The 23468-nt window shown below is 73.4% G+C and carries 20 protein-coding genes; 11 read left to right on the top strand and 9 right to left on the bottom strand.

Features of this window, described 5'->3' with window-relative positions; translation table 11 throughout:
- The 5 genes from ACWGJY_RS35040 to ACWGJY_RS35020 form a co-directional block, all read left to right on the top strand.
- Positions 1 to 663 (top strand): alpha-amylase family glycosyl hydrolase (locus tag ACWGJY_RS35040; RefSeq protein WP_453264931.1); only part of this gene is annotated, 663 nt, incomplete at its 5' end.
- Positions 660 to 1724, top strand: coding sequence for a LacI family DNA-binding transcriptional regulator (locus ACWGJY_RS35035; protein ID WP_453264932.1), 1065 nt, complete (start codon positions 660 to 662; stop codon positions 1722 to 1724). The genes ACWGJY_RS35040 and ACWGJY_RS35035, both read left to right, overlap by 4 nt.
- Positions 1725 to 1894: 170 nt before the next feature.
- Positions 1895 to 2194, top strand: a complete 300-nt coding sequence (locus ACWGJY_RS35030; RefSeq protein ID WP_453264930.1) for a trypco2 family protein — start codon at positions 1895 to 1897, stop codon at positions 2192 to 2194.
- Positions 2191 to 5199, top strand: a complete 3009-nt coding sequence (locus tag ACWGJY_RS35025; RefSeq protein WP_453264929.1) for an NACHT domain-containing protein — start codon at positions 2191 to 2193, stop codon at positions 5197 to 5199. Before ACWGJY_RS35030 ends, ACWGJY_RS35025 begins: the two co-directional genes overlap by 4 nt.
- Positions 5163 to 6113, top strand: coding sequence for a DUF6801 domain-containing protein (locus ACWGJY_RS35020; RefSeq protein ID WP_453264928.1), 951 nt, complete (start codon positions 5163 to 5165; stop codon positions 6111 to 6113). Before ACWGJY_RS35025 ends, ACWGJY_RS35020 begins: the two co-directional genes overlap by 37 nt.
- A gap of 112 nt (positions 6114 to 6225) precedes the next feature.
- On the opposite strand, the gene ACWGJY_RS35015 is transcribed toward ACWGJY_RS35020, so the two are convergent.
- Positions 6226 to 6972, bottom strand: a complete 747-nt coding sequence (locus tag ACWGJY_RS35015; RefSeq protein ID WP_453264927.1) for a CDP-diacylglycerol diphosphatase — start codon at positions 6970 to 6972, stop codon at positions 6226 to 6228.
- Between the two features lie 347 nt (positions 6973 to 7319).
- Here ACWGJY_RS35015 and ACWGJY_RS35010 point away from each other — a divergent pair, with 347 nt between their 5' ends.
- On the top strand, positions 7320 to 8204 hold the full coding sequence (locus ACWGJY_RS35010; RefSeq protein ID WP_453264926.1) for a DUF2268 domain-containing protein: 885 nt from the start codon (positions 7320 to 7322) through the stop codon (positions 8202 to 8204).
- Positions 8205 to 8267: 63 nt separating this feature from the next.
- On the opposite strand, the gene ACWGJY_RS35005 is transcribed toward ACWGJY_RS35010, so the two are convergent.
- From ACWGJY_RS35005 to ACWGJY_RS34990, 4 genes are all read right to left on the bottom strand, one after another.
- A complete protein-coding gene (locus ACWGJY_RS35005; RefSeq protein WP_453264925.1) occupies positions 8268 to 8972 on the bottom strand; it encodes a TetR/AcrR family transcriptional regulator in 705 nt (234 codons plus the stop codon).
- 77 nt (positions 8973 to 9049) lie between these two features.
- The gene (locus ACWGJY_RS35000) at positions 9050 to 11020 is read right to left on the bottom strand and encodes a hypothetical protein (protein WP_453264924.1); all 1971 of its coding nucleotides are present in this window, start codon (positions 11018 to 11020) and stop codon (positions 9050 to 9052) included.
- A gap of 131 nt (positions 11021 to 11151) precedes the next feature.
- Positions 11152 to 11382, bottom strand: a complete 231-nt coding sequence (locus tag ACWGJY_RS34995) for a DUF397 domain-containing protein (protein WP_453264923.1) — start codon at positions 11380 to 11382, stop codon at positions 11152 to 11154.
- Positions 11383 to 11430: 48 nt separating this feature from the next.
- Positions 11431 to 14583, bottom strand: coding sequence for an alpha-N-acetylglucosaminidase (locus tag ACWGJY_RS34990; protein ID WP_453264922.1), 3153 nt, complete (start codon positions 14581 to 14583; stop codon positions 11431 to 11433).
- A 423-nt stretch (positions 14584 to 15006) separates the two neighbouring features.
- On the opposite strand from ACWGJY_RS34990, the gene ACWGJY_RS34985 reads away from it, so the two are divergent.
- Genes ACWGJY_RS34985 through ACWGJY_RS34975 form a run of 3 tightly spaced genes read left to right on the top strand, consistent with a single transcriptional unit; the run spans position 15007 to position 17424 of the window.
- Positions 15007 to 15798 carry a GNAT family N-acetyltransferase gene (locus ACWGJY_RS34985; protein ID WP_453264921.1) on the top strand — a complete coding sequence of 264 codons (792 nt, stop codon included), beginning with the start codon at positions 15007 to 15009 and terminating at the stop codon, positions 15796 to 15798.
- Positions 15795 to 16718 carry a lysophospholipid acyltransferase family protein gene (locus tag ACWGJY_RS34980; protein ID WP_453264920.1) on the top strand — a complete coding sequence of 308 codons (924 nt, stop codon included), beginning with the start codon at positions 15795 to 15797 and terminating at the stop codon, positions 16716 to 16718. The genes ACWGJY_RS34985 and ACWGJY_RS34980 overlap by 4 nt, the downstream gene beginning before the upstream one ends.
- Positions 16711 to 17424, top strand: coding sequence for a DedA family protein (locus ACWGJY_RS34975; protein WP_453264919.1), 714 nt, complete (start codon positions 16711 to 16713; stop codon positions 17422 to 17424). The genes ACWGJY_RS34980 and ACWGJY_RS34975 overlap by 8 nt, the downstream gene beginning before the upstream one ends.
- Before the next feature lie 9 nt (positions 17425 to 17433).
- Here the strand turns inward: ACWGJY_RS34975 and ACWGJY_RS34970 are convergent, their stop codons facing one another.
- From ACWGJY_RS34970 to glnII, 4 genes are all read right to left on the bottom strand, one after another.
- Positions 17434 to 18075, bottom strand: a complete 642-nt coding sequence (locus tag ACWGJY_RS34970) for a winged helix-turn-helix domain-containing protein (protein ID WP_453264918.1) — start codon at positions 18073 to 18075, stop codon at positions 17434 to 17436.
- Positions 18076 to 18506: 431 nt separating this feature from the next.
- The gene (locus ACWGJY_RS34965) at positions 18507 to 19340 is read right to left on the bottom strand and encodes a rhomboid-like protein (protein ID WP_453264917.1); all 834 of its coding nucleotides are present in this window, start codon (positions 19338 to 19340) and stop codon (positions 18507 to 18509) included.
- A 1-nt stretch (position 19341) separates the two neighbouring features.
- Positions 19342 to 19566, bottom strand: coding sequence for a hypothetical protein (locus tag ACWGJY_RS34960; RefSeq protein WP_453264916.1), 225 nt, complete (start codon positions 19564 to 19566; stop codon positions 19342 to 19344).
- Positions 19567 to 19821: 255 nt separating this feature from the next.
- Complete coding sequence (gene glnII, locus ACWGJY_RS34955) at positions 19822 to 20844, bottom strand: glutamine synthetase (RefSeq protein ID WP_453264915.1); 1023 nt, start codon at positions 20842 to 20844, stop codon at positions 19822 to 19824.
- Between the two features lie 544 nt (positions 20845 to 21388).
- Here glnII and ACWGJY_RS34950 point away from each other — a divergent pair.
- Together ACWGJY_RS34950 and ACWGJY_RS34945 are read left to right on the top strand one after the other, a co-directional pair.
- Complete coding sequence (locus tag ACWGJY_RS34950) at positions 21389 to 22951, top strand: AMP-binding protein (RefSeq protein WP_453264914.1); 1563 nt, start codon at positions 21389 to 21391, stop codon at positions 22949 to 22951.
- 194 nt (positions 22952 to 23145) lie between these two features.
- A complete protein-coding gene (locus ACWGJY_RS34945; RefSeq protein ID WP_453264913.1) occupies positions 23146 to 23418 on the top strand; it encodes a hypothetical protein in 273 nt (90 codons plus the stop codon).
- Positions 23419 to 23468 lie beyond the last annotated feature (50 nt).

Here is a 23468-nt window from a genome sequence, read left to right as displayed (position 1 = left end):
ATCGACGCCTCGCTCGACGCCACCGCCTCGGTGGGCGCCCCCACCACCTGGGTGCTGTCCAACCACGACGTCGTACGCCACACCACCCGCCTCGGCGGCAGCCTCGCCCGCGCCCGCGCCGCCACCCTCCTGATGCTGGCGCTGCCCGGCTCCGCCTACCTCTACCAGGGCGAGGAACTGGGCCTGCCCGAGGTCACCGACCTGCCCGACGAGGTCCGCCAGGACCCGTCCTTCTTCCGGGCCACCGGCCAGGACGGTCTGCGCGACGGCTGCCGGGTGCCGATCCCGTGGAGCGGCGACCGGGCGCCGTACGGATTCGGCGACGGCGGCAGCTGGCTGCCGCAGCCCGACGACTGGGCCGCCCTCACCGTCGAGGCCCAGACCGGCGATGCCGCCTCCACCCTGGAGCTGTACCGCACCGCGCTGTCCCTGCGGCGCACCCACCCCGGCCTCGGCGCGGGCGACGCGGTCGAGTGGCTGGACGCGCCCGACGGCGTACTGGCCTTCCGCCGCCCCGGCGGCCTGGTCTGCACGGTCAACACGGCCGGGACCCCGGCCCGGCTGCCCGCCCCCGGCCGTCCGCTCCTCGCTTCCCGTCAACTGGACGCGTACGAGGGGGACGTCGAGCTGCCCGCCGACACCGCCGTCTGGTGGGAGGAGTGACCCTGCCCGGCCCCGGCACTACCTCCGCCACCCCCCGGCTGTCCGACATCGCCGCCCAGGCCCAGGTCAGCGAGGCCACCGTCAGCCGGGTCCTGAACGGCAAGGCGGGCGTGGCGGCGAGCACCCGGCAGCGGGTGCTCGCCGCGCTCGACGTGCTCGGCCACGAGCGCCCGGTGCGGCTGCGGCGGCGCAGCGCCGGACTGGTCGGCCTGGTCATCCCCGAACTGACCAACCCGATCTTTCCGGCCTTCGCCCAGATCATCGAGCAGTCGCTGGCGGGCCACGGCTACACCCCGGTGCTGTGCACCCAGATGCCCGGCGGAGCCACCGAGGACGAACTCGTCGAGCAGCTGGAGGAGCGCGGGGTCACCGGCATCGTGTTCCTGTCGGGGCTGCACGCGGACACCGGCGCCGACCCGTCCCGCTACGCCCGGCTGGCCTCGCGCGGCGTCCCGTTCGTGCTCGTCAACGGCTACCACCCGCAGATCGCCGCGCCGTTCGTCTCACCCGACGACGGCGCGGCGGCCCGGATGGCGGTGCGCCACCTGGCCGAGCTGGGGCACGAGCGGATCGGGCTGGCCGTCGGCCCGGCCCGCTATGTGCCCTCCCGCCGCAAGGCCGAGGGCTTTGCGGCGGCGCTGGCGGAGTCGTTCGGCCTGTCGAGGGGGCAGGCCGAACGGCGCGTCCGGCACACCCTGTTCAGCGTGGAAGGCGGCCACGCGGCCGCCGCCACCCTGCTCGACGACGGCTGCACCGGCGTCGTCTGCGGCAGCGACCTGATGGCGCTCGGCGTGGTCCGCGCGGCCCGCCGACGCGGCCTGGACGTCCCGGGTGACCTCTCGGTCGTCGGTTTCGACGACTCCCCGCTGATCGCCTTCACCGACCCGCCGCTGACCACGGTGCGCCAGCCGGTGCAGGCCATGGCGACGGCGGCGGTGGGCGCCCTGGTCGAGGAGATCCACGACCGTACCCAGGGCCGGCGGACGCCACCACAGCGCACGGAGTTCGTCTTCCAGCCGGAGCTGGTGGTGCGGGGGTCGACGGGGCCGCTGCGGCAGTGAGCGCCGGGCCCCTGTGTGAGCCGGCAAAGCCGTCCGAGCCGAACGGGACCTCCGGAGGAGGGATTCCCGGGCGTTTACCGGTGATCGGCGGTCAGTGCCGGTATCGCGGGTCTAGAGTCCTCGGTGACCGACCGGTTACCGGTGGTGGCCTCGAGGCGAAGGGGCATGAAGTGATCGAGCTGGCCAGTGTGATCAGGGACCTGCGGGAGGAGCTGGAGCAGGCGGTCGTCGCGGCGGAAGGTGCGGCGCTGCGCTTCGAGTTGGGGACGATCGAGCTGGAGGTGTCGGTCTCGCTGGAGCGAGGCGGGCACGCGGGGGCGAAGGTCCGGTTCTGGGTGGTGGAGTCCGGTGCGGACGCGACGGTGGGGGCCACCTCGACCCAGCGCATCACACTGGCCTTGCAGCCGACCCTCACCCGGTCCGGCAACCCGGCGTACGTCTCCGGAATCACCGGCACCAACGAGCAATGAATCCCCCGAATCCCCCGAATCCCCCGGACAATGAAACCAGGGCGTCCGAGCCGGCCGGGCTCGACCCGGGGCGAGTGGTCCAGGTGCTCACCACACTGCGGGCCGGCCCGGGGCGCCGCGGGTCGGGCTACCGGGTGAGCGGGCATGCGGTGCTCACCGCCGCGCATGTGGTGAGTGACGCGGTCTCCGTGCAACTGCGGTTCTTCACCGAGGACGGCGGCACGACGGAGCTGCCCGGCGAGCCGGTCTGGGCGGACGAGGCCATGGACATCGCGGTGCTCGAGATCGCGCGGGACGCGGGCACCGGCGGACCGGGCGACGCCGGGCTCCCGCCGGTGCGGTTCGCCGGGATCAACCGGCCCGTGGAATGCGAAGCGCTGGGATTTCCACGGTTCAGACTGCGTCCCGATACTGCGTCGACGGACCGTGACGCTCCCACGTGGTACCGGGATTCGCACCATGCGCGCGGCACGACCACACCATTGTCGTACCTGCGCGCGGGCAGCCTGGAGATCTCCGTGGAGCCTCCTGAGTACGACCCCGAACCGGGCCGTTCCCCTTGGGAGGGGATGTCGGGGGCCGCGGTGTGGAGCGGTGGGTATGTGATCGGGGTGGTCAGTGAGCATCACCGCTTCGACGGGCTCGGCAGGTTCGCGGCAAGCCAGGTGAAACGCTGGTACCGCCTCACTCCGGACCGGATCAATGCGCTCCACGCACTGATCGGCCTGCCGGCCGATGCCGACCGCCTCACGCAGCTCCCGCTCCCGTCGCCTCCCCGGGGGCCGGAAACGCCGGAGCCGGATGACGCGCCACAGGTGCGGGAGTCGGCCGGGAAGCTCGCCCGCGAGGTGTTCGCTCAATGGCGTCACGAGGGGCAGTGGCGGCGAGTCGGGGACCCGTTCCCGCTGGCCGTGCGCTTCGGGTGCACCGGCCGGAATGTGTTCGACCACTGGGCCGGTATCCGCCAAGTCCCGTCCGTGAAGGACGCGGAGCCCCTTCCCCTGGACGGTCGGCTCGACCGGATCGTGGAGGTGTACGAGTCCATTCCGTCCCGTCGGCTGGTGGTGCTGGGTGCGGCCGGGTCGGGCAAGACGATCCTGACGCTGCGCTTCGTCCTCGACCGGCTGAGGGCCCGCGCCGCACGCGACCGGGTACCGGTGATCTTCGGTCTGGGGTCATGGGATCCGGCCACCACCTCACTGGATGACTGGCTGTGCGGCCAACTGGTGCGCGACTACCCCTTCCTGGAAGCTCAGGCCGGGCACGGAGGGAATCTGGCCGGCCTCCTGCTCGACGAGGACAGGATCCTCCCGGTTCTCGACGGTTTCGACGAGATCGCAACCGGCCTGCACGGTGCGGCGCTCCGAGCGCTCAACCGCACCACCACGCCGCTGGTGCTCACCAGCCGCCCCGCGGAATTCAGCCGGGCCGTGGAGGACAACGGCGTACTCGGCGAAGCCGCCGTCATCGAGCTGGCGGACCTCACGGTGGACGACTACGCCGACTACCTGCACCGGGGCAGCCGCCCGGTCAGAGACGGCGGCAAGGACAGCACCGCGTGGGAACCGGTCCTGGCTCGGCTGCGCGAAGAGCCACGCAGTCCGGGCGCGGCGAACCTCGCCGAAGTGCTCGCGACCCCACTGATGGTCGGCCTGGCCCGCACCGTCTACAGCGGCGCCACCAGGCACCGGCCCTCAGATCTTCTGGACACCGGGACGTTCGCCTCTCCCGAAGCCCTGCAGGACCACCTCCTGGCAGCCTTCATCCCCGCCGTCTACGACCCCACACCGACCGGCCGCGGCACCGGCCCTCGCCGTCGCCGGCACCCCGAACGTGCCCGGCGCTGGCTCGGCTACCTCGCCGTGCATCTGCACGAGCTCGACACCCGCGACCTCGCCTGGTGGGAACTGGGCACCACCATGCGCCTTTCTTCCCGCATGCTCGTGGTCGGGTTCCTGGCCGCACTGGCCGTCGGGGTGACGACCGGGATCGGGAACCTGCCCGTGGACCTGGTCGCGACCGGGCACGGGCTCGGGTTCGCGCTCGGCCGGGGGCTCACGGTCGGGCTCCTGCACGGGCTCGTCGCCGGGCTGGTCTTCGGGTTCGTCTACGGGTTCGTGTCCGGGGGCGCGCCCCGTGAGCCGTCGCGCGTACGCATACGGATCTTCGGCGGGACCAGACAGACGCGTGCCAGGTTCGTCCCGATGTCCCTGATGGGGCTCGGGTTCGGGTTCTCGTTCGCGCTCGTGCTGGTGCTCGTGGACAGAGGTGTGGTCGCGCCGCTGGGGTTCGACGACGGACTCGACGGCGGGCTCGTGGGCGCCGTCCTGTTCCCGCTCGAGCTCGGGCTCGGGGCCGGACTCGTGCTCGGCATCATGGCCTGGCTGGAAGCTCCCATGGAGATCGGATCTGCGGTCAGCGCCTCGGATTTGCTGAGCACGAACCGTAAGAACGTGGTCTTCCACATGCTCGTGTGGATGCTCGTGATCGGGTTCGCGGCCGGGCTCGGCTTCGGGCTCGTGTCCGGGCCGGTCGGCGGACTCATGCCCGGTCCCGTCCGCGGGCTCCTGGCCGGGCTCGTGTTCGGTATCGAGGCGGCGTTCGGGGGCGGGTTCGGGTACGGGCTGAGTTTCACCGCTTGGGGCCAGTGGGTGGCTCTGTCGCGTATCTGGTTGCCGCTGACGGGCCGGCTGCCCTGGGCAGTGATCGCTTTCCTGGACGACGCTCACCAGCGCGGTGTGTTGCGCCGGGTCGGCGCGGTCTACCAATTCCGCCATGCTCGGCTCCAAGACCACCTGACCCACGTTTTCCAGGCGCACCATCCGTTTCACGGGTCGACTGTGCCGGGCAGGGCAGACCCGGAATGCACCGGGAACCGTCCGCGAGCAGAAGAGCGTCTTGAATCCGGAAACACCCGCCCGTCGCGCACCGATGGGACGCACGGCGGAACAACTCACGGGGGTGCCACATGGCCACCAGGCGCAGGATGGAAAGGCCAAGGGTGAGGATGGCCCTTGGTGTCGTGACAGCATCCGGGGCTGCCGTCGCAGTGCTGGGAATGTCCGGAGCCGGAACCGCGGCCGCGCAACCGGTTTCTCGCACACTGAAATACAGCTGCACAGTCCCGGTGATCAAAAACCAGCCCTTCACGATAAAGATCGAAGCGGATATTCCGCAGTCGGTGCCGGTCGGCAAAGCCAGCCGGAAATTCGCCATCGGTGCGCGGACGACGGTGAACGCGGACCTCACGGCGAAGCTCCATTGGATCGGTGTGAAGTCCGTCGAGGGCACGGTGGCCGCGCAGATCGGCGTGTCCGCGCCACAAAGTGACCGCCGCATCCGGGTTCCCCTCGGCATCACCAAGACCAGCATCCCGGGCTCCGGTTCGTTCGACGTCGCGGCGACCGGCGCCGCGCCCGCTCTCACCTTCAGCCGGCCGGGCCACGCGTGGATCACCGCCGGCGACCTCGCCGTGCACGTCGTCGGGAAGAAGGCGGGCGGTGGCGTTCTGGGTGAGGTCGACGCGCGGTGCCGGCTGGACGCCGGGCAGAAGAAGGCCGTGGGGTCGTTCGAGATCACGGGGCCGGGGAAGACGCCCGGCTCGACCACGTCCGGTACGTCGACCACGTCGGGCCCCTCGGGCACATCAGGCACCGCGACCACGTCCGGCCCCTCGGGCATGAGCGCCAAGGGCGCAAACGCCAAGGGCATGAGCGCCAAGGGCACGACGGCCTCAGGCGCCACGCCTGACCGGACCTCATTCGCGACCCACGATGAGGCGGCGGGGACCACCACGACCAGCGGCGAGGACACCGGGGACCTGGTTCTGCCGATCGTCGGCACCCTTGTCGCGGGCGCCGTCGCCTTCTGCTTCGGCTCGTGGCTGAAGAACCGGCGCCGCGCCGCCGACCGCGGCTGAGGGATCTTCATGAGCCGTCCCGGCCCCAGGCCACGGGGCCGGCACGGCGTGGGCCTAAGCGGTGTCGGCCGGAGCGGTGTCGGCCGGGCCGTCACCGCGGCCTCGGGTCCCCTCACTTGCAGATGAGGAGACTGTCGCAGAAAGCGATTCCCTTGGGGGTGGTGGTGGAGACGGGGAGATTCTCCCAGCTGTTCAGGATGTAGAACCCACTGGTCGTGCCGGCTCCCGCCGCTATGACGAGCATCGTCTGGTCGCCCATCTTCTCGCCGCGTGGGGCGACCACATTGTCGTGGAGCGCCTTGAAGAGGTTCAGGATCTCGAAGTTGAAGACGTGGACCACGCGGTAGCTCCGCGGTTGAGGGTTTCCGTTCTCGTCCAGCCCGGTGACCGTAGTCAGCTGTGCGGGCCAATTCTTCAGGTCCTGGGCGACCGTGCCGGCTTGGGCGGCTTTGTCGAGCTCGGCTTTCACCCCCTGGCGGACCGCGGACATATGGATGTGCAGCTGATTATGGGAACGGTGACCGGCCGCGTTGATCCCCAGTCCAAAGGCGCCCCACTGCGGAGGCCTGAGCCACACACCGGCTCTTTCCCAAGCGACATCCCAGTAGTTGTGCCTGGCGAAGGCGCCGGACACCAGGTCTGGGCACTCGATTCCCTTGATGCGGTCAGTGGGAACCAGGAGGAATCCCTGTGCCCCTCTGGACACGAGCCAGTAGCTGTCCATCGGTCTCTCTTGGCAGTCCCAGGCCATTTTCCAGAGAAAGTCCTCCCGGTCCTTGGGGCTGTCGGGGTCTCCGCACAGGTCCACGGGGGGCGCGGTGAGAGTGCTGTCCCCGTACTCGTCGTACTCGTCGGTCATGGCGGCACCTCCATGGTGATCGGGCACCGGCTGCGGCTGCCAGGCCGGAAACGTTCTGGGCCCCGGTCCACCCACACGTCAAAACATCCGCGTCCGGGCCCGGTTGACCGGACCTCGCGGCCTGCCGGCACTGCGGGCCACTGCGGGCCACTGTGGGCCGGGCGCCGAAGGGGAGACGGCGTCGCGCTGCCTCCGGCGGGCACGTAGCTGACCCGTCCGGACCGGGGTACGAGGCTGTACCACCACCGTGCCACCACCCACGAGTGAGTGCATCCGCTGACCGCGGCGACTCGTCCTTGCCGCCGGGCTTGCGCCTTCCGTAACGGCAGGTTCTACGGTCCGGTGTCATGAAGATTGTTGTTCATGACACGGCGTCGGCCATGTCCGATCTCTTCCGGCGCCCGCTTCAGGAGCGTCCCGACGCCCTACGGGACATGCTCAGCCCTCTGCAAGGCGTGCTGTCCCCGATCGGTGTGGACGTGGCACAGATGCACCAGGCGGGCAGCGGCTTCCGGACCGACCGTGAGGACCCGCGCCATCTGACAGCCCTGAGGCAGATGCGGGACGCGGGGGTGTGGCACCGGATCGAGAGCTGCCTCACCGCGGCGTGGCAGCGGCTGAGCGGTGCTGTGCCGGGGATCAGGGCCGCCGAGACCGTGCATGTCGTCCTGGTGCTCGGCAATCCCGATGACGACCTCCTTACGGTCCGCAATGCCGGCTACTACGGCATGGGCGGAATCCCCGGCGCGATCCAGCTCACGATGTGGCCCACCGCGACCAGCCTGGCGAAGATCGGCTATGCCGCCGCGCACGAGCTCCACCACAACGTGCGCTACGCCAATGTGGCCTGGAACCCGAGGACGGTCACGGTCGGCGAGCAGGTCGTGGCCGAAGGACTGGCCGAAGCGTTCGTACGCGAACTGGCGGGCGAGCGCGCCATGGGGCCCTGGGCGACGGGGCTGTCCGGCGCGGCACTGGACGATGCCTTCGAGAAGGTCGCGACCGGGATGGATGTGGCCGGGATGCAGAACCTGCCCGCGTATGTGTACGGCGACGCCACCGCGCGGCGCATGGGGCAGCGACCCGTCGGGCTGCCCGATTTCGCCGGATATGCGGTCGGGCTTCGGATCGTGGACGCCCACCTGGCGGCCTCCGGGCTGACGGCTGCCCGGAGCACCGCGTTGCCGGCCCGCGAGATCCTCACGAACGCGGGCGTGCCGACCGGCGCGTGACGTGGTCCGGGCGTGACGTGCCCCGGGCGTGACGTGCCCCGGAGTGTGAACGGGGGCCGGCGGTCAGGCGCAGCCGACCGGCTCCGGCAGCGCCGCCAGCCGTCCCACCAGATCAGCGAACATCCCGTCCGCCGGCTCGTCCGCCAGGATCTGGCGCACCACGTGGGCCATCCGCTCGTCATACGCGGCGCTGACCGCCGCCAGCGCGGCGAAGTCGTGCACCAGCTGCCGCTCCAGCTCCTTACGCGGAATCGGCCGCCCGTCCAGCCACAGCAGCGCGGTGGTCTCGGCCAGCGAGATCCAGGAGCGGACCACCAACTCCAGCCGCGGGGCGGGGTCGGGGATACCCAGATGGGCGAGGATCTGCAGGTAGGCGGCCTGCCGGACCCCGTCGACCATTGCGTTGGTGCGCGTCGAACCGATCGCCGGGCCGCCGCGCATCAACGCCGAGAAGCCGGGCCCGTGCTCCTCGACGAAGTCGAAGAGCCGCTCCATGACCCGCAACAGCCGGGCACCGAGCGGCCCTTCGTGCGGCTCGGCGAACCGGGCCGTGAGCTCCTCGGCGGCCCGCCGCAGCGCGGCCTCGTACAGCTGCTGCTTGCCCGGGAAGTAGTGGTAGACCAGCGGCCGCGAAATACCGGCCGCCTCGGCGACCTCGTCGATCGACACATCCTCGGGGGAACGGTGGCTGAAGAGGTCGAGTGCGACGGCGATCAACTGCTCACGCCGCTCCTCGACGCCCATCCTGCGGCGCGCCCCGGTGGTCATGCCGACCAGCCTAACGACCCGGGGCCCGGCACGGAATCACAGCGGGAATCACAGATCGGGCACAAGCCGGACAGCCCTTAGCCCAGCCCCTTGATCGCCTTCCCGTTCGCGAGCCGCCCCGTCAGCTCCGCCCGGTCGCCCGACTTCGCCGGCAGGGTCAGCAGCCGTCCGGGAGCCTGGCCGTGCACACTGCCGGTGGTGGTGACCGAGGTGACCTGGCCGCTGCCCGCCGCCAGCAGCCACCACTGCCCGGTGGCGGCCTTCCACAGCACCCCGGCCAGCGCCCGGGGCGCCCGGGGGCCGCAGGCCGTACCGCCCTCGGCGCGCGCCGCCACCGTGCCGGACGCATACGGCTGCCCGCCCGGGGCCGGAGTCTGGATCTGGGCCATCGTGCGGCTGCCCGGCCCGCGCCAGGTCTCGGCGCGGGTGCACAGCCAGGCCGCGGTGCCCGCACCCCCGGGCAGCGGCTGGCGGGCGAACTCCCAGGCGTTCACGGCGCGGACGCCCCTACCGCGCACCGCGGCCAGCTGGCAGGCCGTGCGCGCCCAGGCCGTCCTGGCCCGCGGCGCGGTCACCTCGCCGGGCTTGCGTGGCGTGCCGTACGTCAGCCGGGCCGGGGTGAGTTCACCGAGGTCGGTGAGCAGACGGCCGCCCATCCGCAGGGCCGGCCAGCTCGTGCACTTCTCCGCGGGCCGGGGCGTGGGCACCGGACCGGTCAGCCCGCTCGCCCCGATCGGCACCGGCCGGGCCGCCGCCTGCGGCGTGAGCAGATCGGCCAGCCGCACCGACTTCACCCAAGGGGCGGTCAGATAGCGGACGTTGCCCTGCGTACGGCTGACGACCAGGGCGCTCGCCGAATCCACCGCCGCGCCGTCCGTGCGCGCGAAGTCCAGCGCCGCGCCCGTGCCGTCGCCCTGCCCCTCGCCGTCCGCCGTCTCCGCGTAGCGGATCACCCGCAGCCCGTCGTGCAGGAGCACCACCACGACGTGGTCCACCACGCCGGCGAACAGCAGCTGGGCCGGGCCGGACGCCGGTCCGGCCGGGGTGCCGGGCGTCGCCGAGACCTGCACCCCGGCACCGGGCCTGGCCCATACGGCCAGCGCCCGCCGCAGCAGCGCCTTGTCGTGGATCCGGTCGCCGCGGGCGGGCCAGGCCGAGAAGTCCTGCCGGGCGGCGTCCTTCCAGGCGGTCGCGGAGGTCACCGCCAGCTTCCCGGGGTTCAGGGCCGCTTCGGCCGCCGCGTTCTGTGCGTACGGCGGGGCGGCGGCCCCGTCCGGGCCCCAGCCGTCGCCCGGCAGTCCCAGCAGCGCCCCGCACACCACCACCGCCACACCGGCCGTCAGCACCGCCCGGCCGTGCTGCCGCCGCCGGATCAGATCCGTCGGCCGGGCCTGCAGGGCACACGGGTCGAACTCCGCCGACTCCAGCAGCGACCGGTCCCGGCTGCCGGCCGGTGTGGCGGCCCCCTCCGCCTCCTCCCACGCCGCCCGGGGATGCGCCACCCCCGCGGCCTCCAGCACCCGGCGGGTCTCGGGCGCGCTCAGCCGCTCCAGATCGCGCAGCACGAACGCCGCCCGGCCCGGCCCGGACAGCGCCGACAGCGCCTGGTCCAGCGCGAGTTCATCGGCGCCGCCGGAGCGCGGGAAGAGCCGCAGACCCCATACCTGGGGGAGCGGGGGCGGCGGCACCGGCAGCCACCGGCGCGAGCGGCCGGCGGCCAGGGCGGCCCGCAGCACCCGCAGCCGTACGAAGGCATAGCCCGGGTCGATCGCCGCGTCCGTGCCGGCGCGCTGGGCGGGCAGCCCGAGCCCGCGGGTGGAGCTGCGCTGGCGCGGCAGGGCCCGCTGCACCACCGCATGGGCCGCCAGCACCCGCCGGCTGCGGCCCCGGCCCGGCGGCAGGACGAGATAGGCCAGCCGGACCAGCCGGGGGTAGTGCTCGACCAGCGCCGCCTCGGCCTGCTCGACGTCGATGACGTCACCGATGTCCTCAAGGCTGCCGGGGGAGGTGCGGTCCGGACGCTGGGGTGTCGCTTGCTGCTGCTTCACGTTCGGTGAAACGAGTGATTCCTGTGATGGTCACCGGCCCTCCCGGCGCCCTGACGGGGGACCCGTACACGGCCGCGGCCACCGCGGTCTGCCGACCGCGGTGGCCGCAATGACTGCCGGGCCGGCCGGCTTCAGCGCTGCAGGTCGAACTCGCCGTCCCGTGCGCCGAGGACGAACGCCCGCCACTCTCCCTCGGTGTAGCGCAGTACCACATCGGGGTCCGTGGAGTTGCGCATGGCCACCGCGCCCCGCTCCAGGAAGGCGATCTCCACGGCCTCCTCGGATTCGCCCGGGGCGCGCTGCCAGACGGCGTCGGAGATGTCGAGGGCGTAGAGCCACTCCTTCTCAGCTGCGGCACTCATACGTGATCCCCTCGCTCGTGGTCCGTTCCCGGTCAGCCTACGCGGCGCTCAGGCGAGCTTCCAGCGGCGGAATTCCGCCGTCCCGCGGTCCCCGGTCGCGGAGTTGGCGGCACACTGGTGCAGACCGGTGTCCTGCCGGGCGGCGGCGCCGGGGACGGTGACGGTGGCGATCTCGTGCCAGGTCGCGCCGTCGTCGGTGGAACAGGCGCCGGTGTACGTACCCGAGGCCGCGCCGTCCGTCCCGCGGGACAGCCGGAGCAGGACCGGCGCGGTGCGGCCGGTGATCCGCCGGTAGGTGTCCAGGGAGCCGTCGCCGTCCGCGTCGTAGGACAGCACGACGCCGTTGGCGGGGGTCACGGACAGATTGACGAATCCGCGGGCGTCCGGCGAGCCCGGGGCGGACGGCGTGGTGAGGCGGTTGCGGACGACGAGGCCGGCGCGGGCCCAGGGGCCGGTCGGTTCCTGGGAGGTCACCTCGACCGTGACCGAGCCGCCGGCGACGAGTGCGCCCGGCCGGTAGACCGCACCGAATTCGGCGGTGGCCTTCCACAGGTCCGCGCCCGCACCGTTGACGGCCAGCCGGTCGCCCAGCTGGCCGAAAACCGCCGCGTTGGTGGTGACGGTCCTCAGCTCCGGGTCCAGCGGCCCCGCCACGAACAGGGTGCCGTGCTGCGCCGCGTGGACCCGCCGCTCGCCCTCCGGGCCGTAGTCCACGCCGAGGACGTAGGGGAGCGGGCGCAGCGGAGCCTTTGGAGGACCGGCCGGGGCGGTGACCCGCCAGCGGGCCCGGCCGGTGCCGCCGGGCGGCAGTGCCGGCAGCGACACCGGGCCCGACGCGGTGGCCTCGACGCCGGTCAGCGCGAAGTCCACCCGGCCGGTCGCCCGCAGCCCGTTGACGTTGCGCAGCGCGGCGGTGACGGTGGCCGACCCGCCCGGCGGCAGTGCGGGCGGGACGGCGGTGACCGTGACGGTGCCCTGGTAGGGGGCCGTGGCGAGGGTGTCGTGGACCCGCATCGCGGTGCGGTACGCATCGGTCGTCGGGCGCAGCGGATGGCCGGTGCGCGCGCGGGTCCAGGGCTCTTCCAGGGCGTACCAGTCGAAGGTCTTCGGCGGCCGGTCCGCGGCCAGTGCGTCGCCGAGTTCGTCCAGGTACGCCTGCCACTGGGGGAGATGGACCTCGCCGGTCAGGCCGTGCCAGTCGCGGTTGGCGTAGTTGGCGAGCGAGCCGCCGTCGGCGGTGGCCCGGTCCGCCCAGGTGGTGATCAGCGCGCGGGCGCTGTGTTCCAGCCGCGCTTCCTCCTCGGCGTCGCCCGCCATGGCCTTGGCGTCCGCCAGCCACGGCCCGAGCAGGAACAGCCGGTGCGCGCCGGTGACCTCGTCGCTGAGCCGCATCAGCCGCAGCCACAGCCCGGACAGCGCACCGAACGCCGCCCGGTCCTTGCGGCGGTAGGCGTCCTGGAGCTGCCCGATCAGCTGCCAGGACCGGTTGGCGAGCGCCTGCCGGGCGGCATCCGTCAGGTCGTGGCGGTAGGCGTCGCTGCCGCGCAGTGCGGGGCGGACCGTCAGCAGCGCGGCGAACGCGGCATCGAACGCCGCCGGGTCGAAGGCCGGGGTGTGGGTGGCGTAGACCGTGCCGGAGCGGGCGGTCAGGCCGGGGCGGGCGGCGAAGACCGAGTCGTGCGGGCGGCCGTCCTTGCTGGAGATCTCGTACGCGCTGGTGCGCAGTGCGGCGTACGCGGCGCGGGCCCGGTCGTCGCGGGCGCCGTAGCGGAGGTCCGCATAGCCGTCGAACCACGCCGCGCGGTCCACCGGGCGCTCCCGCCAGGCCAGTTCGCTGAACAGCTCGAACGCCGCCGGGTCGCGCTCGGCGGCCTCCGGCATGTACGCGGTCCCGGCGAGCCTGCTGCCCGGCTTGTCACGCCAGGCGGTGAAGCGCTCGGCCCAGATGTGCGTCTTGGCCCCGAGGGTGGTGCGGCCGCCGAAGTTGGGGATGGAGCCGAAGGCGTACGGCACCTCGCCCCAGTCCCGCTCCCGGTCGGTGACCGTGTCCAGGTCGCTGAGGCCGTCCACGATCAGCATCCGGTCGTGGTCGACGGCGTCCAGCAGATCGCGCCGGGGGTTGCCCTGCCAGCCCAGGATCACCCAGGTGGCCTCGGGGTGGGCGGTGCGCAGCGCCTTCTCGACGGCGCGGGCGGCGTCCGGTACGGGCACGTCACCGGGGTCGCCGCCCTCGTGCAGCAGATCCATCTTGAAGTGGCGGGCGGGGCCGAGGAGTTGTTGCTGATGACGGTAGAAGGAGGCGGCGGCCGCGGTGAAGACCGCGGTGCGCGGATCGAGCCAGTCGGGGCGCCTGAGGCCGGACCAGTCGCCCTGCGGCACGGTTTTCGCCCCGGGGTTGCGGGCGGCGAATCCGTCCGGGACGGTGCCGAAGTAGCCGGGCAGTACGGGATGCATGCCGAGCGCGCGCAGCCGGTCGGTGATCTTACGGCCCAATGCGGCGCGTTTGCCGATCAGCTGACTGCTGAGCGGGCCGCCGTAGCCGCTCATGTTCTGCAGCAGCCACCACGGCTGGTGCGAGGGCGCCGGGAGCCAGCCGCGGGCCTCGCTGTCGGAGTAGCCGAAGTCGGTCAGCAGCCGGTGGTAGACGGCCTCGGCGCCGGGGGTGACCAGCACCTCGTTCACCCCGTGCAGCGCCAGCACATCGATCAGCCGCTCCCAGCGCGGCCAGTTCGCGTACGGGGCGGTGTAGCCGTCGTGGGTGTCGTTGAGGGCGAAGCGGTGCGGCAGAGAGGTGGCCCGCTCGACGGGGGCGGCCGGGGCGGGCAGCCGGTCCGGCAGCGCCGTCTGGTCGCCGGCCCACGACAGATGGGCCCGGCAGGTGTATTTGAGATACCAGTGGACGCCGGTCAGCAGCACCGCGGGGGTGGTCCCCCAGACCGTGATCCGGCCCGCCCGGCCGGCCACCCGGAAGCGGTCGCCGCGGCCGTCCGGGGCGAGCGCCACCAGCCGGAACTGACCTGCGTGCCGGGGCAGCAGCCGCCGCAGCGCCTCCCGCGCCGGTGCGGTGTCGTACGCGGGCGCCCGCTCCTCGCGCCGGGCGGACTCCCCCGCGGGGGCGACGGGGGCGGCCCCGCCGAGCGCCGCTCCGGCGCCGATCGCTCCGGCGGTTCCCAACAGTGCGCGTCGTGACGGTCGGCTCATGCGTGCTCCCACTGCTCGGTGGTAACAAACAGTCCCGTGCGGGGGCACGCTAACGCTCGCTCCGCCGCAGTCCAAGACGGTACGCCGCGGGCCGGGCACACCGGCCGGGTCCTCGCCCGCACGGTCGGCGCGCGCCCGGTCCGGACCGCGGCGACCAGTGTTCTGCGGACCCTCATCCCTTCGCTCCCTGGGCTTCACGCGCCCGGCCGTCGGGCCCGGGAACAGTCTGCCGCGTAGAGAAGGGCCAGGTCACCGGGTCGGCTCCCCGTCGCTCAGGGGGTACCCGGCACACCACTGCGGAGCAGTGCACCGGCTGCCCCGCGCGGCCCGCAGGCCCCCGCTGTCTCACCGCCCGTCGACTCGTACAGCCTCCCCGCTCCCCAAGGACTCGTACAGCCTCCCCACTCCCCAAGGAGGGCTCTCATGAGCATGGCATCGACCGCGTCCGCCGCCGTCCCCCGCACCCCGTCCGCCCCCGCACCCGCAGTGGCCCCGGCCGACCCCGGCTACACCGCGGAGATCGCCGGCACCCGCGAGCAGATCCGCGCCGCACAGCGGCTGCGCCACCAGGTCTTCGCCGGCGAGATGGGCGCGACCCTGCACTCCCCGCTGGCCGGCCACGACATCGACGCCGTCGACGAGCTGGCCGACCACCTCGTCGTCACCCACACCGCCACCGGCGACGTGGTCGGCACCTACCGGCTGCTGCCGCCCGGCCGCAGCCCGCGGCTGTACTCCGACGGCGAGTTCGACCTCGGCGCCCTGCACGCGCTGCGCCCGTCCCTCATCGAGGCCGGCCGCTCCTGTGTGCACCCCGACCACCGCAGCGGCGCCGTGATGACCCAGATGTGGGCCGCGCTCGCCCGCTACACCCTGCTCTCCGGCCACCGCTACCTCGCCGGCTGCGCCTCCGTCCCGCTCGCCGACGGCGGCACCGCCGCGGCCCACGCCTGGGAACTGGGCCGCACCCGCTACGCCGCCCCGCACGGGCTCCAGGTCACCCCGCACCACCCCTGGCGCTCCACCGTCCCCGTCCCCGCACGCCCCGCCCTGGCCCAGCTGCCGCCGCTGCTCCGCGGCTATCTGCGCATCGGCGCGTTCCTCTGCGGCGCCCCCGCCCACGACCCCGAGTTCGACGTCGCCGACTTCTTCGTCGTCCTCGACATGGAACGGCTCGGCGACCGCTACCGGCGCTACTTCCTGGGGGAGCGGTGAACGGCCCCTGGGACGTGTGGTCCGACTGCACCCCGGACTGCGCCGCCCACGCCCTGCCGCGCGTACCGGCGGCCCGCACCGCCCGCCGCGCCGCCGCGTTCGCCCGTTCCGTGCGGCGGGCACTGACGGACGGTGAGCGGATGGCCGATCCGGCACGGCTGCGGGCCCACGCCGGATCGATGCTCGACGCCCTCGGCGTCCGTGTCGAGGGCGCGGCCCCGCTCACCGCGGGCGACGGCCCCGGCACCCTCATCGTCGTCAACCACATCTCCTGGCTCGACATCCTCGCCCTGCTCGCCATCGAACCGGTCACCCTGCTCGCCAAGCGCGAGGTCGGCGGCTGGCCGGTCGTCGGCGGCCTGGCCCGCCGGGCCGGTACGCACTTCATCGACCGTACGAGCCCCCGCCGGCTGCGGCACACCGTCCAGGAGGTGTCCGAACTCCTCGGCTCCGGACGGTCGGTGGCGGTCTTCCCGCAGGCCACCACCTGGTGCACCGCCGACCGGGGCACCTTCCGCCGGGCCACCTTCCAGGCCGCCCTCGACGCGGGGGCGCCGGTCCGCCCGGTGACCCTCGGCTACACCCAGCAGGGGCTGCCCAGCACGGTGGCCGCCTTCTGCGGCGAGGACACCTTCGCCGCCTCGCTGCGCCGGGTGCTCGCCGCCCGTGCGCTGACCGTACGCGTCATGGCGCATCCGGCGCTGACGGCGGCGGACGGGTGCCCGGACCGGCGGGAGCTGGCGCAGCGGGCGGCCCGCGCGGTGCTGGGCGGCCGGCCGGAAGCGGTGGTACGGCAGGCGCCCGCGCGGGCCGCAGCGCTGCCCGCCGCGCCGGGAGCGGCCTCGCCCGTACCGTGTCCCGCGGTGGCCGGGCCGCCCGTTCCGGACGCTCCCGCACGGGACACCCCGGCCCATGTTTGAGCAGCTGGACCGGCTCGCCGACCCGCTGCAGGGCATGCTGGGCTCGCCCTGGCTGTGGCTGGTCGTCCTGCTGGTGTCGGGCCTCGACGCGCTGCTGCCGTTCATGCCGAGCGAGACCACCGTCGTCCTGGTCGCCGTGCTCATCGGCCCCGATCTGCCGCTGCTCGCCCTGCTGGCGGGCGTCGCGGCGGCCGGGGCACTGGCCGGTGACTGCCTCGGCTACGCCGTCGGACGCCACGCGGGCCCGCGCGCGATCGCCCGGCTGCTGCGCGGCGAGCGCGGCCGGGCCCGGCACCTCAAGGCCCGCGCCCGGGTCGAACGGCATGCCGCCCTGCTCGTCGTCGCCGGCCGCTTCCTGCCCGGCGGCCGGGTGGTCGCCGCCCTGTCCACCGGGAGCGTCGGCTTCCCGCTGCGCCGCTTTGTCGTGCTGGACGCGGTGGGCGCGGGCATCTGGGCGGTGTGCAGCACGGCGCTCGGTGGTCTGGGCGGCGCCGCGCTCACCGATTCCCCCACCGGGGGGATGCTGCTGGCCTCCGGGACCGGGCTGGTGGTGGCGTGCGGTGTGGGTTATCTGCACCGGAGGGTCGCGTCGGAGTACGGGGAGCGGAGCACACCGAAGCGCCGCGGTCCCCGGGCGCGCACGGCGCCCGGCCGGGCGGGGGAGCGGCTCCCCGCCCGGCCGCACCCGCGGCAAGAGGGCGTCTGAGCGCCGGCCTCAGACGACCGGGACGTACTTGTAGCCGACCCGCCGCACCGTCACGATCGACGACCGGTGCGCGGCCCCCAACTTGCGCCGCAGCCGGGCGACATGGACATCGACCGTCCGCCCGTCGCCGACATGCCCGTAGCCCCACACCGTGGACACCAGCTGGTCGCGGGTGTGCACCCGGTGCGGATGCGCGACCAGATGGGCCAGCAGCTCGAATTCGAGGTATGTCAGGTCCAGCGGACGGCCCTGGACCTGCGCGGTGCGCTGTTCGGGGTCGATCCGCACGACCTCGTCGCCGGTCGTCACGCTCGCCGTGCTCACCGTGCCCACCCCGGGCTCGGCGGCCGGCGCCGGTGCGGTGGCGGCCTGCTCGGCCGGTACGAGGACGAGGTAGCCGACCATCGGCGGCCGGCCGGGCAGCGCGGGCAGGCTGTGCTGCGGCGCCGGAAGCCAGGTGGCGCCGGAGTCCAGCAGCTCGGCGATCGAGTGGGCACCGAGGGGTGAAGCGTCCCCGCCCGGGGTGGTGGCGGGCGAGGGATGGGCCTCGTCGGGCGCCACGGCGCGCAGCCCGTGGCGGTGGTGCGGTGCGGTCTGGGCGGGGAGGGGAGCCGTCGCGGAACCGGCAGTCAGGGTACGGACGTTCGTCATCGGAAGTCAGCTCTTTCGCGCAGAGGGGCGTCGGGGACGTCGTGCGCGCGGGCAGGGCGTGAACGCCGGTCAGCGGCGTCGGTGAGGCGTGTGCGGCCCGCGCTCAGTGTGCGCGGCAACACAGACGGTCGAATGCGTGCGCCTGCCGGGACGGCCAGAAGGGCTCGAGGTCGCTGCGACCCGTTGCGCTGTCGATGAGGCTGGCCATGGCCCCATTGAACCAGACCGCCGGTGATCTGTCCCTCGTGTGGCGGACCCTTTGCCGGGATTCCGCCGCGCCGCAGCCGCGCAGGTGCCGGGACCGGGGGTGATCCGGCCCCGACTCTGCTTATCCGTAAGGGAGTTGGTGGGAGCACGGGCATACGGGAACACGGGCGCCGGGGCGCCGGGGCGCGGGGCACACGGGCGCGAGGGGCGGTGGCCGCAATCCGCTACGCGTTTCCTGTGCCCCGACGTCCGCTGCACCCCCCGGCCCGTGGGACCGCCCTCGCCCGCGGGCCTGTTCCGCTCCGCATTCCCGCCCCGGCCCGCATTCCCGTCCCCATCGCCACCCCCAGCGCGAGCGCCACCAGATGCCCCACGTCGGTGAACGTCCGCCCGCGGCGCACCACGGGCCGTATCCCCAGCGCCAGCAAGCCGGCCGTGGCCGCGGTCCGCGCACCGCGGTGCGCGAGGGTCGCGGCGAGGGCACCCACCGTGGCGTTGAAGCCGTAGCTGGCCCCGACGTCGATGGCCTGCGCGGTCGCGTCCGGCGGATCCTCCTGCGTGGCCCCCGTGGCACCCGTGGCCTGCGTGGCCCCCGTGGCCTGCGTGGCCTCGGCGGCGTGGGCGGGGGAGATCCCGGCGGCTGCCGGTGGAGCACCTGCGCGCATCCGACCGCGCAGGGCCGCGTAGACCAGCAGGCTGGCCCCCGCGTGACCGGCCGCGAACACCCCCGCCGCGCGCCATGCGCCCCAGCGCGCCTCGGCCGTACCGAGGGCGGCGAGCAGCGCGGCGCCGTACGGCACCGGCAGCGGCTCCTCGACGAATACCGCGCTGGTGGCCAGCGTCTGCCACCGGCCGGCCCGCAGATTGTCGACGTTGGTGGAGTGCCGGCGCAGCAGCTCGGTACGCCGCCGGCGGGGCAGCCGCGCGGTGGCGTACGCGCTGAGGTGTACGGCACCGACATACAGCGGCGCGACCCAGGGCACGGCGCGTGACACGAGCCGCGGCACGGCACGTGACAGCAGCCCGTCAGGTCTCCTCCGCGAGGTGGGCTCCGGCATCTCAGGCCCCCGTTCCCGACAGGCGCTTGCGCCGGTCCGGCGGGGCGACCTCGATGTGGCCGGCCCGCCAGGTCCGCACGAACATGTGGGCCTCCTCCGGGAACCGTTCGGCGACCACGAAACGGTCGCCGTCGGCGCCGATCCGCCGCAGCAGCCCGGTGAGTTCGGCTTCACCCGGGCGTGCACGGTCCGGCCCGGTCTCGGTCTTGACGCTGATCGCAAGCATGCCCCCAGCGTGCCGCACGCCACTGACAACTGCCCCTGGCAACCGGTCCCCGGCAACAGCCCTGGCGGCCGGTCCCTGGCAACAGCCCTGGCAACCGGTCCCCGGCAACAGCCCTGGCAGCCCGTCACTGCCAACGGCTGGTGAACCACCCCCGCTCGCCTCCCCCGCGAAGGCCGTGCGCCACGTCCGGCACACGGCGCAGCCGAGGGGGCCGGACCACACCGGCCCGGCCCCGTCCTCACGGTCTTGAAGGCGTCAGATCTGCTCGCGCCGCGCCAGCTCCGTGCAGCAGGTGTCCACCATCAGCCGGGTGACCACATACGGGTCGACGTTGGCGTTCGGGCGCCGGTCCTCGATGTAGCCCTTCTTCTCGACCTCGACCTGCCAGGGGATGCGCACCGAGGCCCCACGGTCGGAGGCGCCGTAGGAGTACGCGTCCCACGGGGCGGTCTCGTGCGCGCCCGTCAGCCGGTCCTCGATGCCGGTGCCGTACTGGCGGACGTGCTCCAGCGGCTTGCCGTCCTGTCCCAGCGCCTCGCAGGCGGTGATGATGGCGTCGTAGCCCTCCCGCATCGCGCGGGTGGAGAAGTTGGTGTGCGCGCCCGCGCCGTTCCAGTCGCCCTGGGCCGGCTTGGCCTCCAGCGAAGCGGTGACGCCGAACTCCTCCGCCACCCGGTGCAGCAGCCAGCGCGCCACCCACATGTGGTCCGAGACCTCCAGCGCGGGCAGCGCGCCCACCTGGAACTCCCACTGGCCGGGCATGACCTCGGCGTTGATGCCGGACAGGCCGAGACCGGCCGCCAGGCACAGGTCGAGGTGCTTCTCGACGATCTCCCGGCCGAAGATCTCGCCCGCGCCCACGCCGCAGTAGTAGCCGCCCTGCGCAGCCGGGAAGCCGCCGCCCTCGGGGAAGCCGAGCGGACGCTCGCCCTTGAGGAAGGTGTACTCCTGCTCGATGCCGAAGATCGGCTCCTGGCCGGCGAAGCGCTCCGCCACCGGACGCAGCAGCGCACGGGTGTTGGAGGGGTGCGGGGTGAGGTCGGTGTGCAGCACCTCGCACAGCACCAGCAGGTGGTCGCCGCCGCGGATCGGGTCGGGGCAGCTGAAGACCGGCTCCAGGACGAGGTCCGAGGCGTGGCCCTCGGCCTGGTTGGTGCTGGACCCGTCGAAGCCCCACCGGGGCAGCGTGCTTCCGTCGGCCAGAATCCTGGTCTTGGAGCGGAGCTTGGCGGTCGGCTGGGTGCCGTCGATCCAGATGTACTCGGCCTTGATGGTCACGGGGGTCCTCTTCACGGTCGGGGCGGGTACGGTGCGGGCGTACCGCCGCACTCTCGCAACGCGCCATTTCTCGTCCGTTGCCCGTTTGTGAACCAGAGGTTACCTAGCCGGACATCCCGCCGTTTCCAAGGCTTTCTTCCCTGTGAACCTGGGATTCCATGACCTCATGGGGGTGCCTTCACCTTATTCCGATGTGACGGAGGCCTCAGGGGCGCCGCTTCGGCGTACGGGCGTGCGGGCGTGCGGGCGTACGGCGGGGGCCGGGCGCTGCCGGCCGCCCCGGCGCACGGCGCGGACGGAGCGAAATCGGCGCCCTGCTCGCCGCCGTACGCCTCTGGACCGGACTGCCCCACGCCTGCGGTCTCCACTTCGGTCTCCGGGTCACCGAAATCCTGGCGGCGGCGGAGACGCGCACCCCGCTCATGCCTCAGGAGTCATGAACACATGGCGATATTGGTGGTGGAGGGTATGAGCGGATGTCCGTAGCGTCATGGCCGTGACCCGCTTCGTCACGCGTCCCGCCACCGGACCGAAGGAACCTGCCATGACCGCCGCCACCGGCTTCACCAGCTACGTCGATGCCCTCCTCGCCGCCCTCGCCCGGGACCCGTCCCGCACCGCAGTGACCGTGGGGGAAGGAGGCGAGGAGGTCACCGCCGGCGCCTTACACGCCACCGTTCACCGCATGGCGGCGGTGCTCGCCGGCCGCGGCGTCGGCCGCGGCCGGACCGTCTGCCTGCTCAGCGGCAACCGCCCCGAGGTGCTCGCCGCCCGCTACGCCGCAAATCTCCTCGGCGCCCGGGTGGTCTTCCTCTACGACGGCATGGCCGCCCGGACCCTGGCCCGGATCGCCACGAGCGCGGATGCCACCCTGCTCCTGGTCGAGCCGGCCCTCCACGACACCGCACGGGCGCTGCTCCAGCACATCCCGGGCCCGCTCCCCGAGGTCATGACCCTGGGGGAGGTGGCTGCCGCCGCGGGTCCGGGCACCGATCTGCTCGCCGCGTGTGCCGCCCTTCCCGCCACCCCCGTGGTGGCGAGCGCCGCCCGCCCCGGGGACGACTGGTGCCTGCGGCACACCGGCGGCACGACCGGCATCCCCAAGGGCGTCCGGATGGCGCACGCCCCGTATGCCGGGATGGTGATCCACCGCCGCATGGAGGCCGCCGGCGATCCGCCCCGTTTCCTGGCCTGCACCCCGCTCGCCCACCTCGCGGGCATCCTGGCCGATGTCACGCTCGTGGCCGGCGGCACCGTCGTGCTGCACCGCGCCTTCGACCCCACCGCCGTCCTCGCCGCTGTCGCCCGCCACCGCATCACCCATCTCTGGCTGCTGCCCCCGCTCCTCTACCGGCTCCTCGACGACCCCACCCTCCCCACCGCCGACCTCACCTCCCTCACCCGTATCTCCTATGGCGGCTGTGCGGCCTCACCGGCACGGCTGGCGCGGGCCGCCGAGGTGTTCGGCCCGGTCCTGTTCGGGCTGTACGGCCAGTCCGAGGCACTGTCGATCACCGAAGCCCGGCCGGCGGACCACCTCCGCACCGGCCCCGGCGGACGGATCACCGTCGGCCGCGCACTGCCCGGCGTGACGCTCGCCGTCCGGGACGCGGACGGGCGGGACCTGCCGCCGGGGGAGCGGGGCGAGATCCATGTGCGCTCGGCCGGCGTGATGAACGGCTACTGGAAGCAGCCCGAGCTGACCGCGCAGGTCCTGGACGGCGACGGCTGGCTGCGCACCGGCGACGTCGGTGTGCTGGACGACGAGGGCCGGCTCTACCTCGTCGACCGGGTCAAGGACCTGATCATCGTCGTGGGCGGCCATGTCCACCCGGCGGAGGTCGAGGACCTGCTGCACACCCATCCGGCGGTCGCCCACTGCGCCGTCTACGGGGTGCGCGGGGCGGACGAGACCGAGGAGGTGCATGCCGCGGTCGTCCCCGCCCCGGGCCACCGTGTGGACACCGCCGGCCTGCGCGCCTTCGTCACCGGACACAAGGGCGCTCTGTATGCCCCGGCCGCCGTCCACGTCCTCGACGCCATCCCCCTCACCCCCGTCGGCAAACCGGACAAAAACCTGCTGCGCGCCAGGGCCGCGACGGCCTGACGGGGTGTGTCGCCCGGCCCTCGCGGGGACCGCCGCGGCACCGTTGCGGCAGCCGTCGCGAAGGCCGGCCGGGCGGCGCCCGCCGCCCCCTCCGCGGGCTCCCAAATCCCCTCTGGCCAGGGGCTTTTGTCAGTGGTGGGCAGTAGAATGGGAACCAGTCAGTGAGGGTTCATCCACGCTCCAGGAGGTCGCCGATGGCCGCTGCCACACTCATGACGAAGCCTCTCCCGGCCCACCCGCTGCCCAAGAAGCCGCTGCCCGCCGGATGGCCGCGCGAACGGTATGAATCGCACAACCGCCGCCTGAAGGCCATGCGGCTGGCCATCGCCCTGCTCGACACCGGCGTCCACCGCCCCGAGCAGGCCAACAACCGCAAGATCCGCAGCACCGCGGTCGGCATAGGGGTCCACACCCCGTCCGACACGACCTGCCGCCTGGTGCGCGCCCTCCTCTACGACCACTGCTGACGACTCCCGGCACACCACAGGGCGGCCGGCCCCGGGACTTCCCCCGGGGC

This window comes from Streptomyces sp. NPDC054765 (genome assembly GCF_053612065.1).
Note: the sequence above shows the minus strand (reverse complement) of the source record. Positions and strands in the feature narration are given on the sequence as shown.